Here is a 16,058-nt window from a genome sequence, read left to right as displayed (position 1 = left end):
AAGAACTTTAAATATCGATTCTGGGTTTTTAACTTATTTTTTAAAAATAACATGATATTTGTCATATTTTTGTAGTGAAATCAGTGGATTAAGACCTTTTAGTTTAGAACGAATCTAAATAACAGTAAAATGAAAATGGAAAATTCAACAACAAAAAGTATCGCTAGAGGTACTTTTGACGAAGTTGATATTGAAGATGGCTTTACCGTATTGACTTATCAAAATGAAACAACAAATATTGAAGTTGTTGGTCACGAGATTGATAGTAATTTTATCCAATTTCATTTTTGTACAAGAAGCTATTCAACCTTTGTCTTTAATAATGGAAATTACTCTTTAAATATCAATGAAGAGACCTCCTTGTTATTGTATAATCCTCAACGAGATTTACCCATACATTTAGAGGCGCAACCTAAAGCGACACTGGTGTCATTGCTCATTCCAATAAAAAAATTCCATAGTCTTTTTTCTAAGGACGCTAATTATATTACTTTTTTAACGGATGAGAATAAGGACAAGAAATACTATAAAGATGGGAAAATTTCGCCCTCCATGGCTGTTGTTTTAAATCAGTTAATTAGTTTTAATTTAAACACCTCTATAAAGCCCCTTTATTTTAAAGCAAAGGCTTATGAACTGTTGAGCTTGTTTTTTAATCGTAGTGAGGATGCAGATATTGAGCAATGCCCATTTTTGGTTGATGAGGTTAATGTGGCCAAATTAAAACAAGCTAAGGATATCATTATTGCCAATATGGTAGAGCCCCCAAGTTTAAAAGATTTAGCTGCCGACGTTGGTTTAAGCCTTAAAAAGTTAAAAGAGGGATTCAAGCAGATATATGGCGATTCGGTTTATAGTTTTTTGCTTGATTATAAAATGGAGGTTGCAAGACAATATCTAGAGTCCGGTAAATTTAATGTTAATGAGGTAGGCCTTAAGGTTGGCTATAGTACAGCCAGTCATTTTATCGCAGCCTTTAAAAAGAAGTTTGGAACTACACCAAAGAAGTACATTTTAGAATCGAATTCCTAAAAATCAATCGTTATGCCCTTATTGTAAAATTCAATGGTATAATTAAAATGAGCTTAGGTATTGGTTCGTATTTTTGTAAAAAGAGATTGTTAATCATTCCACCACGGGTAATTCAGGTGGAACTAAAAAGGATACCCGCGTTTGCGGGCATAAGATGAAGAAAGGAATATTATTGGTTAATTTGGGTTCACCTGATAGCCCAAATCCAAAGGATGTTAAGACCTATTTAGGCGAATTCTTAATGGATGAACGTGTTATAGATGTTCCCCTTTGGGCACGAAATCTTTTAGTCAAAGGAATCATTCTTAACACTAGGCCAAAAGCATCTGCTAAAGCCTATCAAAAAATATGGTGGGAAGAGGGATCACCTTTAATTGTGTTGTCAGAACGGCTGCAAGCAAAAGTTCAACGACAAGTCGATTTCCCTGTAGCCTTGGCTATGCGTTACGGAAGCATGACCATAAGAGAAGGGCTTCAGGAATTAGTCGATAAAGGTGTAGAAGACGTACTTCTAATTCCATTATACCCCCAATATGCTATGGCAACTACAGAGACCATTTTGGTTTTGGCCGAGGAGATAAGACAAGCTTATTTCCCCAAACTAAATATTACGGATTTAAAACCCTTCTACAATAATCCAGACTACATAAAAGTTTTGGCCAACAGTATTGCCAAACACCTTGAAGGGAAAGACTATGAGCATCTATTGTTCTCATATCATGGCGTGCCCGAGCGACACATCAGAAAGAGTGATATTACAAAATCACATTGCAATCCTAAACCTTCCGGCGATTGCCAATGTTGTAAAACACCATCACCTGCACACGAATTTTGTTATAAACATCAATGTGTTGAGGTCACTAGGCTTGTTGGTGAAAAATTAAATATGGAAGAGGGAACGTATTCTACTAGTTTTCAATCCCGCTTAGGATTTGATCCCTGGTTAAGGCCTTATACGGATCGCACAATTGAGCGTTTTGGCAAGGAAGGGATGAAGAAAATGGCCATTGTAACTCCCGCATTTGTAAGCGACTGTTTAGAAACTTTGGAGGAAATAGCTATGGAAGGTGAAGAAATATTTCATGAAGTGGGAGGAAAGGATTTTACAACCATTCCTTGTTTAAATGACAGTGATGAGTGGGTCGCTTTATTGGCCAAATGGATTAATGAGTGGGCAACTGCTGAAATGGCGCCTGTTTAATGGCTAAGGTATCATCACAGGATTTAGGTAATCAGCCTATAGGAAAATTGCTTATAAAGCAAGCTGTTCCTGCCTCTATTGGAATTCTTGTGATGTCTCTCAATATTCTTATTGATACCATTTTTGTTGGTAATTGGATTGGTTCGGTAGCTATAGCGGCCATTAACGTTGTTTTACCGGTGTCTTTTTTTATTGCGGCCTTAGGTATGGCCATAGGTATAGGAGGATCTTCCATTATTTCGAGGGCACTTGGGGGCAATAATAAGAAAAAGGCCCTAACCACTTTTGGAAATCAAATTACCTTAACCTTATTGCTTACGGTGTCCTTGGTTATCCCTGGGCTTATTTTTGTGGATAGCATAATTCCAGCTTTTGGTGGTAGAGGTGCTATTTTTGAACCAGCCAAAATCTATTACGTTATTGTTCTTTATGGTATCCCCTTCCTAGCCCTTTGTATGATGGGGAATACCGTTATTAGGGCTGAAGGCAAGCCAAAATTCGCTATGTACGCCATGTTGATTCCATCCGTTGGGAACTTACTTTTGGATTATATACTAATTAATGTGTTTGATTTTGGTATGTATGGTGCAGCGTGGGCAACAACGGCATCTTACATGTTGTGTTTGGCCTTTATCCTTTGGTTTTTTCTTTCAAAAAATTCAGAATTAAAAATTGCCAATTGCAATTTTGGATTGCAACTACCCATCGTTAAGGAAATCGGGTCCCTGGGATTTGTTACCTTATCACGCCAGGCGGTGGTTAGTGTCACCTACCTTTTAATGAATAATATTTTATTTGATTTAGGTGGCGAAACTTCAGTCACAGCCTATGCTATTGTAGGCCGCATGATAATGTTTGCCTTTTTTCCTATTTATGGAATTACACAAGGCTTCCTTCCTATTGCAGGCTTTAACTATGGTGCAGGAAACTATAAACGGGTTAGGGAAAGCATCACAACCGCTATTAAATACGCTGCGGCTTTGGCTGCACTAGTATTCATTTTTTTAATGGTCTTTCCTGAAGGAATAACACGCCTTTTTACACAAGATGAAGCTGTACTTCGAGAAACGCCACCCGCTATGCGTTATGTGTTTTTGGCCACGCCCATAATTGCTGTTCAGCTTATTGGAGCCGCTTATTTTCAGGCCATTGGAAAGGCCTTGCCGGCCTTAATTTTAACCCTTCTTCGCCAAGGTATTTTCTTTATTCCACTAATTTTTATTTTACCGATTTTTTATGGCGAATTAGGGGTTTGGATAGCTTTTCCGGTTGCTGATATTTTAGCAACTATTGTGACTGCTTATTTCCTTCACCGTGAAGTGACGTTAAATTTATTGAGTTCAAAAACAAAGTAATTTTTATATTGTAATTTTAGCTTTTAATTAAATTATCCTATATACCTATGCGATTTCCAGCCATTTTGATAGCCCTTTCTCTATCTTTTTTTACCTTAAATATTGAATCCCAAAACTTTACTGAATCCGATTATGGTGGTTTGGAGTACCGTCTTATTGGTCCGTTTCGAGGTGGTCGTAGTGCCGCGGTAACGGGTGTCCCTGATCAGCCTAATTTATTTTATTTTGGTGCAACTGGGGGTGGCATCTGGAAGACAACCAACGGTGGTCGAATATGGGAGAATATTTCCGATGGTTTTTTCGGTGGTAGTATTGGCGCCATTAGTGTTTCTAAAAGTGATCCTAACGTTATTTATGTCGGCGGCGGTGAGAAAACAGTTCGCGGTAATGTCTCCTCAGGTTATGGGGTTTGGAAAAGTGTGGATGCAGGAAAGACATGGACGGCTTCAGGTTTGTCAACATCAAGACATATTCCGCGTATAGCCATTCACCCTACTAATCACAATATTGTTTATGCTGGTGTTATGGGTAATATCTATAAACCGACAGAAGAACGTGGAGTCTACAAAAGTACCGATGGGGGTAAAACTTGGCGTAAAACCTTATTTTCAAATGAACATTCAGGTGTAGTGGATTTGACTATGGACCCAACAAATCCAAGAATTTTATATGCTTCAACTTGGCGTGTACAACGGACACCATATAGTTTAAGCTCCGGGGGTGAGGGTTCTGCACTTTGGAAAAGTACAGACAGCGGTGAAACCTGGACTGAGATTTCAAGGCATGAGGGATTTCCAGAAGGTATTTTAGGAATAATTGGTGTAACGGTATCCCCTATTAATAATGAACGCCTTTGGGCTATGGTTGAAAATAAAGATAATGGTGGTCTTTATCGTAGTGACGATGGCGGTGAAACGTGGTCCTTGGCAAATAGTGAACGTAAATTGCGTCAACGCGCATGGTATTACACACGAGTTTATGCCGATACGAAAGACATCAATACGGTTTACGTGCTCAATGTTAGTTATCACAAAAGTACAGATGGTGGAAAGACCTTTGGCAACTATCGTGCGCCTCATGGTGACCATCATGATTTATGGATTGCTCCTGAAGATCCAAACCGAATGATTATTGGTGATGATGGCGGAGCACAGATTACTTATGATGGTGGTGAGACCTGGAGTACATATTACAACCAGCCAACTTCACAATTTTATCGTGTCACAACAGACAACGCATTTCCATATCGTATTTATGCCGCACAACAGGATAATTCTACTATAAGAATTGCACATAGAACAGATGGCTATTCCATTTCTGAGGATGATTGGGAGCCCACTGCCGGGGGAGAGTCCGCACATATCGCTGTGGACCCAGAAAATAATGATATCGTTTATGGTGGAAGTTATGGCGGATACCTAACACGTGTTAACCATGAGCGCGGTACTACTAGAGCTATTAATGTCTGGCCAGATAATCCAATGGGTGCTGGTGCAGAAGCTATGAAGTATAGGTTTCAATGGAATTTTCCGATAATTTTTTCCAAGCATAACCCGAACAAACTGTATACGTTTTCCCAACATGTACATGTAACAGAAAATGAAGGGCAATCTTGGAAGGTTATCAGTCCAGATTTAACAACTAATGACCCAGAAAAGCAGAAATCTTCTGGAGGTCCAATCACACAAGACAATACCGCAGTGGAATATTACTGTACTATTTTTGCCGCTCAGGAATCACCACTCAAGGAAGGTTTGCTATGGGTAGGTAGTGACGACGGATTGATTCATGTTACTAAAGATGGAGGTAAAACTTGGGAAGATGTAACCCCCAAAGGAATGCCAAAATGGATGATGATTAATAGTGTTGAACCAAGCGCCTTTGATGAAGGTACGTGCTATGTGGCAGGTACAAAATATAAAACAGGTGATTTTGCACCATATCTTTATAAAACTACGGACTATGGCAAAACCTGGAAGCAGATTACCAATGGCATTAATGAAGAGCATTTTACCAGAGTAGTACGTGAAGATCCAAAAAAGAAAGGACTTCTATATGCAGGAACGGAAACAGGAATGTACATTTCCTTTAACGATGGTAAGGATTGGAAACCATTTCAACTCAACTTACCTATAGTTCCAATAACAGACTTAACCATTAAAGACAATAATCTTATTGTTGCTACTCAGGGAAGAAGCTTATGGATTATTGACGATTTATCGGTTATAAATCAGTTATTTGATGCCGATTTAGACAAGAATTACTTATTTAAACCAAAAGATTCTTATAGAATGTCTGGTGGTAGCAGAAAAGGCAGTTTAACTTCTGGTACAAATCACCCTAATGGTGTTATCACCTATTTCAACTTAAAGGACTACAATGAAGATGACAAGGTGGCATTAACCTATTTTGATAAAAAGGGCGATACCATAAAAACGTTTTCAACGTCTGATAAGAAAAACAAACTGACAGTAAAAAATGGACCTAACCAATTCATTTGGAATATGACTTACGATGGCGCTGAACGGCTACCAGGAATGATTTTATGGGCTGCAAGCTTGGAAGGACCAAAAGCTGTTCCTGGAAGGTATAAGGTATCACTCAATGTGAATGGTGACGAGCAAAACCAAACGTTTACTATTGTTCCAGACCCAAGGGCAGAAAGTTCTGTAGAAGACATGGAAAAACAGTTCGATTTTATTACGGACGTTAATTCTACTGTGGACAAAGCACACAAATCCATTAAAAACATCCGATCTATTAATGAGCAGTTAGGGGCTTTTCAAAAACAATACAAGGATAATGAAGATGTAAAAGACCTTTTAGAAAAAGCAAAAACACTTGAAGAACAACTGTCTAATATTGAGAAAGCATTGTATCAAACCAAAAACAGAAGTAACCAAGACCCATTGAATTTTCCAATTAAACTTACGGATAAATTAGGAGGATTAAACGCCTTAACGAGTCGTGGTGATTTTCCACCTACAGACCAGGCCATAGAGGTTAAAAATGAGCTTACGGGTAAGATTAACAAGGAATTGGATGTGTTTAATGCTTTATTGAGTAATGAGATAAAAGCCTTTAATGCTGCGTTCAATGCCAAGGGGTTGAATTACCTTTTTGTTGAGGATTAATGGAATACTATAATTACATAAAATCGCTTCATTTGATTTTTGTGGTCACCTGGTTTGCAGGGCTTTTTTACATTCCAAGATTATTTGTTTATCAAATAGAAGCTTTTTACAAACCGTCGCCAGATAAGGAGATTTTAGGTAAGCAGCTGAAGCTCATGGCTAAACGATTATGGTACATTATCACATGGCCCTCTGCGATTTTAGCAACAGTTTTTGCTCTTTGGCTTTTAGTACTGGTTCCAAGTTTTCTTCAGCAAGGTTGGATGCATGTAAAACTTGCATTTGTATTCTTGCTATATGCCTATCATTACCAGACCCACGTTTATTTCAAACAGTTGCAGCAAGACATTGTAAAAAAGACTTCAAATTTTATGCGCCTCTGGAATGAAGGTGCCACATTCATTCTTTTTGCTGTTGTGTTTTTGGTCATTTTGAAAAACTCATTGAACTGGATTTTTGGTGTGGGCGGTATCATCATATTGGGTATTCTTATCATGCTAGGGTTTAAGGTTTACAAAAGTATTCGGGCTAAAAACCCAGATGCCTAGTTGGCGCGATTATTGCTATATTTAGAACTAAATTAAATGACATCCGTTTTCACGGACAAGCAATGATAATCAAAAAACTTTCTCTAAGGTCTAGAATATTCATTGCCATGATACTTCTAGTATTATTGGCATCTGTCCTAATTGCGGCAGTCACTATTTATCAATATAACGAGGAGGCTAAGGATTATCATAAAGAACGTCTGGATAGAAAGGAAAAGGCCATTAAGCAGAGCATTAACTTTACAATTAAAGAAACTACATACCCAGTAACTACAGAGAATATACCCCTTATTTTCAAAGAGGATATTTTTGATATAGACGCCATACACAATCTACAAATCAACCTTTATGATTTGGATGGTCAACTGCTCAAAAGCTCAAAACGTACCATTTTAAGGGATTCTACAGAATTATGCTTAAATGCTGAAATTTTAAATAAACTCTCTAACACGGCAGAGCACCGCTACGTTGTAAAGAACCAAAAAAACGGACAGACCTTTCAGTCTTCTTATTCCTATATTACTGATGGGAAGTTTAAAAATTTGGCGATTCTCAATTTACCTTATTTAGAAAATGATGACTTCCTGAATAGGGAGTTAAATGAGTTTTTACTGAGATTAAGTTATGCTTATGTCGCTATGATTTTGGCGGCAATTATTTTCGCCTATTTCATTTCAAAATACATTACAAAATCGCTTAAAACCATTAGTGATAAAATGAATGAAATTCGATTGGAAAAGCGCAATTCTAAAATTCAGATAGAATCCTCAAGTGAAGAAATTGAAACTTTGGTAAAATCTTACAACAGTATGATTGATGAGCTAGAGGCTAGTGCAGTGAAGTTAGCTACTAGTGAGAGAGAACAGGCATGGCGGGAAATGGCAAAACAAGTCGCTCACGAAATTAAAAACCCATTGACGCCTATGCGGCTTAGTGTACAGAGTTTTCAACGCAAGTTTAACCCAAACGACCCTAACATTAACCAAAAGGTAGCAGAATATAGCAATACGCTAATTCAACAAATAGATACGATGACTTCCATTGCTTCAGCATTCTCTAACTTTGCTAAGATGCCAGCCCAAAAGAGTGAACTCTTAGATGTAGTCTACATTGTAAAATTAGCCTTAGATATTTTCAATGAAAACTATATTCATTTTACAGCAGATTCGGAAGAGCTCATTGCAAAATTTGATAGAACCCAACTGATAAGGGTGGTAACTAATCTGGTAAAAAACAGTATCCAGGCAATGACTAATGATAATTCAAACCCAAGAATCGATGTTAACGTATTTACAGAAGATGACCTCATAAAAATAACCGTTGAGGATAACGGAAGTGGTATTTCAGAGGAGACAAAATCGAAAATATTTGAACCAAAGTTCACTACTAAGACTAGTGGTATGGGTCTGGGTTTAGCTATGGTTAAAAATATTGTGGAAACCTTCGACGGAAGTATTACCTTTACCTCAGAACTCGGAAAAGGAACCATATTCACCGTATCTTTTCCTAAAATGTAGCTATTAAAACCAAAGAAAATCAAAATAATCTCAGCTTAATCATTAAATCTTAAAGACTATGGCTTTTAATAATATACTTACCGCAGATTCTAACGGTATTACAACCATTACAATAAACAGACCGAGTAAACTCAATGCTCTCAATAGAGAAACCATTCAAGAGCTTCATGAGGCTCTTGATGAAGCCAATCAAAACGAGAAGACTAAGGTTATCATTGTTATTGGTAGTGGTGAAAAGGCCTTCGTGGCAGGTGCGGACATTAGTGAATTTGCTGATTTTAATGTCGAGGAAGGCTCAAAATTAGCGGCGCAAGGCCAAGCCTTATTATTTGATTTTATTGAAAATTTAAGCACACCTGTAATTGCTGCAGTCAATGGCTTTGCTTTGGGGGGTGGACTAGAACTAGCCATGGCCTGTCATTTTAGGGTAGCTAGCACTAATGCTAAAATGGGATTGCCAGAAACCTCACTAGGTGTTATTCCTGGTTATGGGGGTACACAGCGATTACCACAACTCGTGGGTAAAGGCCGAGCCATGGAAATGGTTATGACTGCGGGTATGATTGATGCAGCACAAGCCTTGTCTTATGGTTTGGTTAACCATGTTGTTGAGCAAGAAGAATTATTAGCTTTATGCCATAAAATTGCAGATAAAATTATGCGTAACTCTTCAGTTGCTATTTCAGAAGCTATAAAAGCCATTAACGCCAGCTATAAAGATGGTATTAATGGCTATGATGTAGAAATAGAAGCCTTTGGAAACTGTTTTGGTACAGAAGATTTTACAGAAGGTACTACCGCATTTTTAGAAAAACGCAAAGCAAACTTCCCTGGCAGATAACTGCCATCTAGACCAAAACATTATGAAACTTTCTAGGCTTTTTAAAAACGGTTATTCTTTAGGTTGGTTTTTTAAATGAAGTCTACATTTCTAGAGTTTTCATCTATAGCTCTGTGCAATAGATAAAACGGACAGGCCAATACTAATGACACCAATAAAAACGGACTTAATAAGACTAATACTATATGTGACTTTTTCATTTTTTTCATTTTTAGATTTGGTTTAAAACTATACTGCAAAGTTGAAGCCTTTCTAAGTCCCTTAAAACAAGTATATTATCGAATTTCTATTGCATATTAACCTTTTTGGGCTATTTGCCATATTTTCAGGGAGTTGTGCTTAATATAAGTTGGCTAAACTTAAAAAAGTTAATACTACAAATTGTAGCTATTATGAAGCTATAATCATCATATTTTTGTAGTATGAAATCTAAAAGAGCCATCAAGGGACGTGGTGCCCAAAATAATGTAACCAACCGTTTTTTTGAGCTCTCCCACGAGTTACGCAATGATTTTATGCAGTACTGTCAAAGAGAAGGCGACGTCGCTGAAGTCAATAAAACACAATAGCTTAATGTATTTCCTAAAACTATAGTCAATAAGATTAGCAGTCCAGATGTAGGGATGACCTACTCCATGAACGTATACCAAGGTTGTGAACACGGTTGCGTATATTGCTACGCACGAAACAGCCATGAGTATTGGGGGTATAGTGCGGGTCTGGATTTTGAGCGTAAAATTTTAGTAAAACATAATGCTCCAATATTACTTGAGAATCATTTGTCAAAGAAAAGCTGGAAAGCTCAAACTATAGTGATGTCTGGCAATACGGACTGTTATCAACCTGTGGAGAAAAAATTAAGAATTACGAGGAAGTGTTTGGAAGTGTTCTTAAACTGTAGACATCCTGTTGGAATTATTACTAAAAATTCCCTTATCTTAAGGGATTTAGACCTTTTGAAACAGCTCGCCAAATACAATCTCATTGCGGTAAATATTTCAATTACTACGTTATCAGAAGAAACAAGACGTATTTTAGAACCCAGAACGACAGCGATTAAACGCCGGCTCATGGTTATAAGAGAATTGACTGATTGCGGAATTCCTGTAAATGTAATGCTTGCTCCAATTATACCGTCTATTAATAGTCATGAGATTTTGCCAATGGCTAGAGCAGTATCTGAAGCTGGAGCATTAGGTATTGGACACACCATAGTTCGCTTAAACGGTGCCATTGGAGAAATTTTTAAAGATTGGATAAAAATGACTATGCCAGCTAGGGCGGATAAGGTATTAAATCAAATTGCAGAATGCCATGGAGGCAAGTTGAATGATAACAGGTTTGGAACGCGTATGCGTGGAGAAGGGAAGATAGCGCAACAAATTAACGACCTAATGAAACTCGCTACACTTAAATATTTCAACGGGAAATTTATGCCAGAATTAGATACGTCATTTCACCAAAATCACAAAACAAATCAATTGAGGTTATTCTAAATTTTCAATATATTAGAAAACGAGTTATAATAATTTAATAAGTATATTTAACTGGTCAATCATACTTTATGAAAATCCGAATTTACAGTCTAACCATTTTTATTCTGTTCTGTTCTTGTAATAGGGAAAAAGATGAAGCGTCCCAAATCTTTAAAACATCAGATTTGAATTATGCGAATACGGTATTGTTAGAGGCTGTTATGGAAGATGCTTTTACCCCGCCTGTTGCCAGTAGAATATACGCTTATACCCACTTGGCTCACTATATAACTCTTAGAAGTTTAAGGCCAGATAGTCTCAAGGATATTAGTAGTCATATCAATGGACTAAAACAGATGGTGATTGAGGATAAGAAAAATATCAATCCAGAACTTTCGGCTTTATTTGCATTTACTAATATTGGAAAGAAGTTAATATATTCTGAACATTTTTTTGAAAATTTGAAGGATAGTTTAGAGCGCCAGGCTTTAGAAAATGGACTCTCAAGAGAAAGTATAAAGAGTTCTTTACACTACGCTTCAGCCATTACTAATCAACTGGGTACTTGGATTGATATGGATATGTATATTGAAACAAGAACTCTTCCGCGTTTTACAAGCACTAAAAATCCTGAAAACTGGAGGGAGACACCACCAGATTACACAACAGCATTAGAGCCTTATTGGGAAAAAATAAGACCTTTAGCAATAGATAGCGCAAATGTTTTTGACTATAAACCATTGCCAAAATACAGTACGGATGTCTCATCTGAGTTTTATGAGATGGTCAATGAAGTCTATCGGGAATCTAAAAATACAACTCAAGAAAAAGAGAGAATTGCTTGGTTTTGGGATTGTAATCCAATTATGACTATCCATAAAGGCCACATGATTACAACCATTCATAAATTTACGCCAGCAGGTCATTGGTTGAATATCGTTAGACAAATAACAGAAAAAGAAAACTCAGATTATTTTAAAGCAACCAAAGCTTACACATTTACGTCTATGGCCATGTTTGACGCTATTATTGGAGCTTGGTATGTAAAATATAAAACCGATTTGGTAAGGCCAATAACTTATATTCAAGAAAATATCGATCCAGAATGGAGTCCAATTTTACAAACACCACCTTTTCCAGAATATACTAGTGGCCACAGTGCGACTTCGGCCTCAGCTGCCGAAATGTTAACGCATATATTTGGAGAAAATTACGGTTTTACGGATAGTACACAAATTCGCTTCGGTTTAGAAAACCGCTCATTCAAATCATTTAAAGAAGCTGCGAATCAAGTGAATCTGAGTCGGTTTTATGGCGGAATTCATTATATGCAAGGCGTAAGAGAAGGTGCAAGACAAGGTGCTGAAATAGCTAAAATGATTCTTAAGAAATTAGATTAATACAACATGATGTTTCATAGAGGGTTAGTATTTTTTTGTTGTCTTTTGCTCTTTATCAATTGTAAAGAGGCGGAGCAAAAAAAAGAGAAAGAACCGATTAAATCTTTTGCAGAGGAACAAAACCTAAAGGAACCAACTTTATTTGAGTTTTTACCTCCTGCGGAAACTAATATTAATTTTAGAAATGACGTTTTCGAAAGTGAAACCTTCAATTTTCTTCTCTATGAGTATCTATACAATGGAGGCGGTGTTTCTGTTGGAGATATAAATAATGATGGACTCGATGATATCTATTTTTCTGGAAATACAGTAAAAAATAGATTATACCTTAATCAAGGTAATTTTGAATTTAAGGATATATCCGAAAGTGCTGGAGTTACGAGTGGCAATGGATTTAAAACAGGTGTTACCATGGCCGATGTAAATAACGATGGCTATTTAGATATTTACGTGTGTAAGTCTGCTCTTAAGGATGAAAACCTTCGACGAAATGAACTTTATATAAATAATGGTGATCTAACATTTACGGAAAAAGCAGAAGCCTTTGGATTAGATGATCCAGGCTATTCCGTACAAGCCTACTTTTTTGATTCAGATAGTGATGGTGATTTAGATGTATACGTTTTAAATCACTCAAGTAATATGAGAGAATCAAATACAATTAAGGTAACCCAAAATGACAATGGGAAGGTAGTAAGGGCAGAACCAAAATCCTATGCCAATGTAACGGATAGATTCTACCGAAACGATATTACCAAATTTATGGATATTACTTCAGAAGCTGGGGTGCTTAGTGATGCATTTGGATTAAGCGCCGTAGTAGGCGATTTTAATAATGATTTTAGACCGGATATTTATGTGTGCAATGATTATATGATGCCTGATCGTCTGTTAATTAACGAGGGAGGTAATGTATTTAAGGATGAAATAGATAATTATTTTAGCCATACTTCATTTTCATCGATGGGATCAGATTTTGCGGACATCAACAACGACGGTCATTTAGATTTGTTCACCTTAGATATGTCACCAAAGAAAAACGATAGGCGTAAGATGATGATGATGGCCCAGAATTATGATAAGTTCGAAAAAATGCTGGCTTATGGATTTGGTGTGCAATACTCGGCAAATGCGTTACAAATAAACACAGGTATCGGCCATTTTTCAAATATAGCATTCCTCGATAATTTAGCACAGACAGAATGGAGTTGGAGCGCCTTATTTGCAGATTTTAATAACGACGGCTTCAAGGATGTGCACATAACAAATGGATATAATAGGGATGTTACAAATAATGACTATTCAAGATATAAGATGGATGCTTTACAAAAGCAGCTCAATGCAAAACAAATCACCTTAAAACAGTGGATCGAGAACATCCCGAGCGTTCCTGTTTCTGCCTTTTTATTTAAAAATCAAGGAGATTACAGTTTTAAGGATGTGTCTGATGGCTGGAACAGCGGCAGACCTTCCTTTTCTAATGGTTCGGCCTATACCGATTTAAATAACGATGGTTATATAGATATTATCGTCAATAATTTAAATGACTATCCATTTATAATGAAGAATATAGGGAAGGCTAGGCTTAAAAATAATTTCATCTCAATTACGTTTGAACATGAAGCTGGTAAAGTAGCACAAGGTACTATCGCAAGGCTTACCCTGTCCGATGGCACCGAAATTACTGAAATATATAATCCGACACGAGGATTTTTATCGTCTTCACAGCATCGTTTACATTTTGGGTTTAAAGAAAAATTAAAGGCTGAAAAGCTTGAAATTATTTGGCCAGACAAACAGCTTCAAGTAATCAATAACCCTGAAATAAATACAATAACAAGTATTAAGCGAGCCCCAGAGTCTAAATATTCTTATACACGGACGCCTTCTAAATATTTTGAAGATGCTTCTTCAAAATTAAAGGGAGCCTTTACACACGTAGAGAATGATTTTATTGACTTTAAGCGCGAAGTACTATTGCATCATAAATATAGCGAAGAAGGACCGGCAGTTGCTGTTGAAGATATAAATGGTGATGGGCTGGAAGACATTTATCTCGGCGGAGCCTCGGGCTTTTCGGGGAAACTATTTATTCAAAATAAATCAGGGTCATTTGATTTTAGAAGTACGACTAGTTTTAATGAAGATAAAATATATGAAGATACGGATGCAATATTTTTTGATGCGGATTCAGACGGATACCTAGACCTATATGTTGTAAGCGGAGGTAATGAGCACAAAGCAGGCAGTATTAATTACAAGGACCGTTTATACCGTAACGACGGGAATGGAAATTTTCAAAGATTATCAAAGGTTTTACCAGATATAATGACTAGTGGTTCAGTAGTTAAAGTTCATGATATTGACAATGATGGCCAATTAGATGTATTCGTAGGGTCTAGGGTTACACCTGGCCGTTATCCTGAAGCTCCAAGAAGTTATATTTTAAAAAACAATAACGGCATTTTTAAAGATGCAACTACTGCATGGTCTGAAGGGCTGGAGAATATGGGCATGATAACTGATGCTGAATTTGCAGATTTAGATAATGATGGGATTAAAGAATTAATTATAGCCGGTGAATGGTTGCCTATTTCTGTTTTTAAGTTTGATGAAGGAAGATTTGTTAATGTAACAAAGACTTTTGGGTTAGATAATAAAACAGGCTGGTGGAATTCAATCACTATTGCAGACCTAAATGGTGATGGGCTAAAAGATGTCATTGCGGGTAATTTGGGCTTAAACTCCATATTTAAGGCTTCTGAATCTGAACCAGTAGAACTCTACTTTAAAGATTTTGACAATAATGGTAGTATTGACCCAATATTAACTACTTACATCGAAGGGGTGAGTTACCCAATCCATAGCCGTGACAGAATGCTAGATCAGATGGTCATGCTCAAAAAACGGTTTACGCGCTATGAAACTTATGCAAATGCAAAAATTGAAGATATATTTTTACCTATAGAACTTAAGGGTGCAATAGTTTTAAAAGCTAATCATTTACAACACACTTTATTTGTGAATGAGGAGGGAAAACGCTTTAAAGCCCATAATTTGCCAAAAGAAACACAGATCTCAGTATTAAATGATGCTTATGTCACAGACCTTAATAAAGACGGCCTTTTAGATATGGTTACAGGAGGTAATTTCTATGGAACAGATGCTGAGTTTGGCCGCTTTGATGCCTCTATAGGAGCAACATTAATTAATAAAGGATCAGAGCTTGAAGCCCTGGCAGCTTCAGAAAGTGGATTGTCTATTCCAGGAAATGTGCAACATATAAAACCAATTACCATTGGTGAGGAGACCTATCTGCTCATCATAAGAAACAATGGTCCTGCTAGTTTGTTAAAACAAAAAAAGTGGGCCAAGTGACCCACTTTCTCTACTAAATAAAAACTAATATATAAACAACAATATTAAAGTTCTACTTTTAAGAAAGACTATTTCATGATATTTGAAGTGAAAATTATAAGTAGTCTACCCTTAAAATTAGAGATGTTAATCTGTCTCTTTCAAATTAACAATCCAAAGTTAGCGTATCACTCGTAT

At 36.8% G+C, this 16,058-nt stretch carries 10 protein-coding genes and 1 pseudogene; 10 read left to right on the top strand and 1 reads right to left on the bottom strand.

From position 1 onward, the window contains the following. The first annotated feature begins 129 nt into the window (after positions 1-129). The 7 genes from CA834_RS01155 (at position 130) to CA834_RS01125 (ending at position 9,628) form a co-directional block, all read left to right on the top strand. Entirely contained in the window at positions 130-1,032 is a 903-nt protein-coding gene (locus CA834_RS01155) for a helix-turn-helix transcriptional regulator (protein WP_094966824.1), read from the top strand. A gap of 154 nt (positions 1,033-1,186) precedes the next feature. Beyond that, positions 1,187-2,233, top strand: coding sequence for a ferrochelatase (hemH, locus tag CA834_RS01150; RefSeq protein WP_094966823.1), 1,047 nt, complete (start codon positions 1,187-1,189; stop codon positions 2,231-2,233). Beyond that, a complete protein-coding gene (locus tag CA834_RS01145) occupies positions 2,233-3,588 on the top strand; it encodes an MATE family efflux transporter (RefSeq protein WP_094966822.1) in 1,356 nt (451 codons plus the stop codon). The genes hemH and CA834_RS01145 overlap by 1 nt, the downstream gene beginning before the upstream one ends. Before the next feature lie 47 nt (positions 3,589-3,635). Beyond that, positions 3,636-6,722, top strand: a complete 3,087-nt coding sequence (locus CA834_RS01140) for a VPS10 domain-containing protein (protein WP_094966821.1) — start codon at positions 3,636-3,638, stop codon at positions 6,720-6,722. Further along, positions 6,722-7,270, top strand: a complete 549-nt coding sequence (locus CA834_RS01135; protein WP_094966820.1) for a CopD family protein — start codon at positions 6,722-6,724, stop codon at positions 7,268-7,270. Before CA834_RS01140 ends, CA834_RS01135 begins: the two co-directional genes overlap by 1 nt. A gap of 107 nt (positions 7,271-7,377) precedes the next feature. Continuing rightward, positions 7,378-8,787: a sensor histidine kinase gene (locus CA834_RS01130; RefSeq protein ID WP_094966819.1), complete on the top strand. Its 1,410-nt coding sequence runs from the start codon at positions 7,378-7,380 to the stop codon at positions 8,785-8,787. 58 nt (positions 8,788-8,845) lie between these two features. Further along, positions 8,846-9,628 (top strand): enoyl-CoA hydratase/isomerase family protein, encoded by a 783-nt coding sequence (locus tag CA834_RS01125; protein ID WP_094966818.1) that lies wholly within the window; start codon positions 8,846-8,848, stop codon positions 9,626-9,628. Positions 9,629-9,699: 71 nt separating this feature from the next. Here CA834_RS01125 and CA834_RS14780 read toward each other — a convergent pair whose 3' ends face one another. Continuing rightward, positions 9,700-9,828 (bottom strand): hypothetical protein, encoded by a 129-nt coding sequence (locus CA834_RS14780; RefSeq protein ID WP_262508264.1) that lies wholly within the window; start codon positions 9,826-9,828, stop codon positions 9,700-9,702. Positions 9,829-10,050: 222 nt separating this feature from the next. Here CA834_RS14780 and CA834_RS01120 point away from each other — a divergent pair. The 3 genes and pseudogenes from CA834_RS01120 (at position 10,051) to CA834_RS01110 (ending at position 15,881) form a co-directional block, all read left to right on the top strand. Beyond that, positions 10,051-11,124, top strand: a pseudogene (locus CA834_RS01120) (PA0069 family radical SAM protein). Between the two features lie 68 nt (positions 11,125-11,192). Beyond that, positions 11,193-12,503, top strand: a complete 1,311-nt coding sequence (locus CA834_RS01115; protein WP_094966817.1) for a vanadium-dependent haloperoxidase — start codon at positions 11,193-11,195, stop codon at positions 12,501-12,503. 6 nt (positions 12,504-12,509) lie between these two features. Continuing rightward, on the top strand, positions 12,510-15,881 hold the full coding sequence (locus tag CA834_RS01110) for a VCBS repeat-containing protein (protein ID WP_094966816.1): 3,372 nt from the start codon (positions 12,510-12,512) through the stop codon (positions 15,879-15,881). Positions 15,882-16,058: the final 177 nt, after the last annotated feature.

This window comes from Winogradskyella aurantia (assembly GCF_002266855.1).
Lineage (GTDB): Bacteria > Bacteroidota > Bacteroidia > Flavobacteriales > Flavobacteriaceae > Winogradskyella > Winogradskyella aurantia.
Note: the sequence above shows the minus strand (reverse complement) of the source record. Positions and strands in the feature narration are given on the sequence as shown.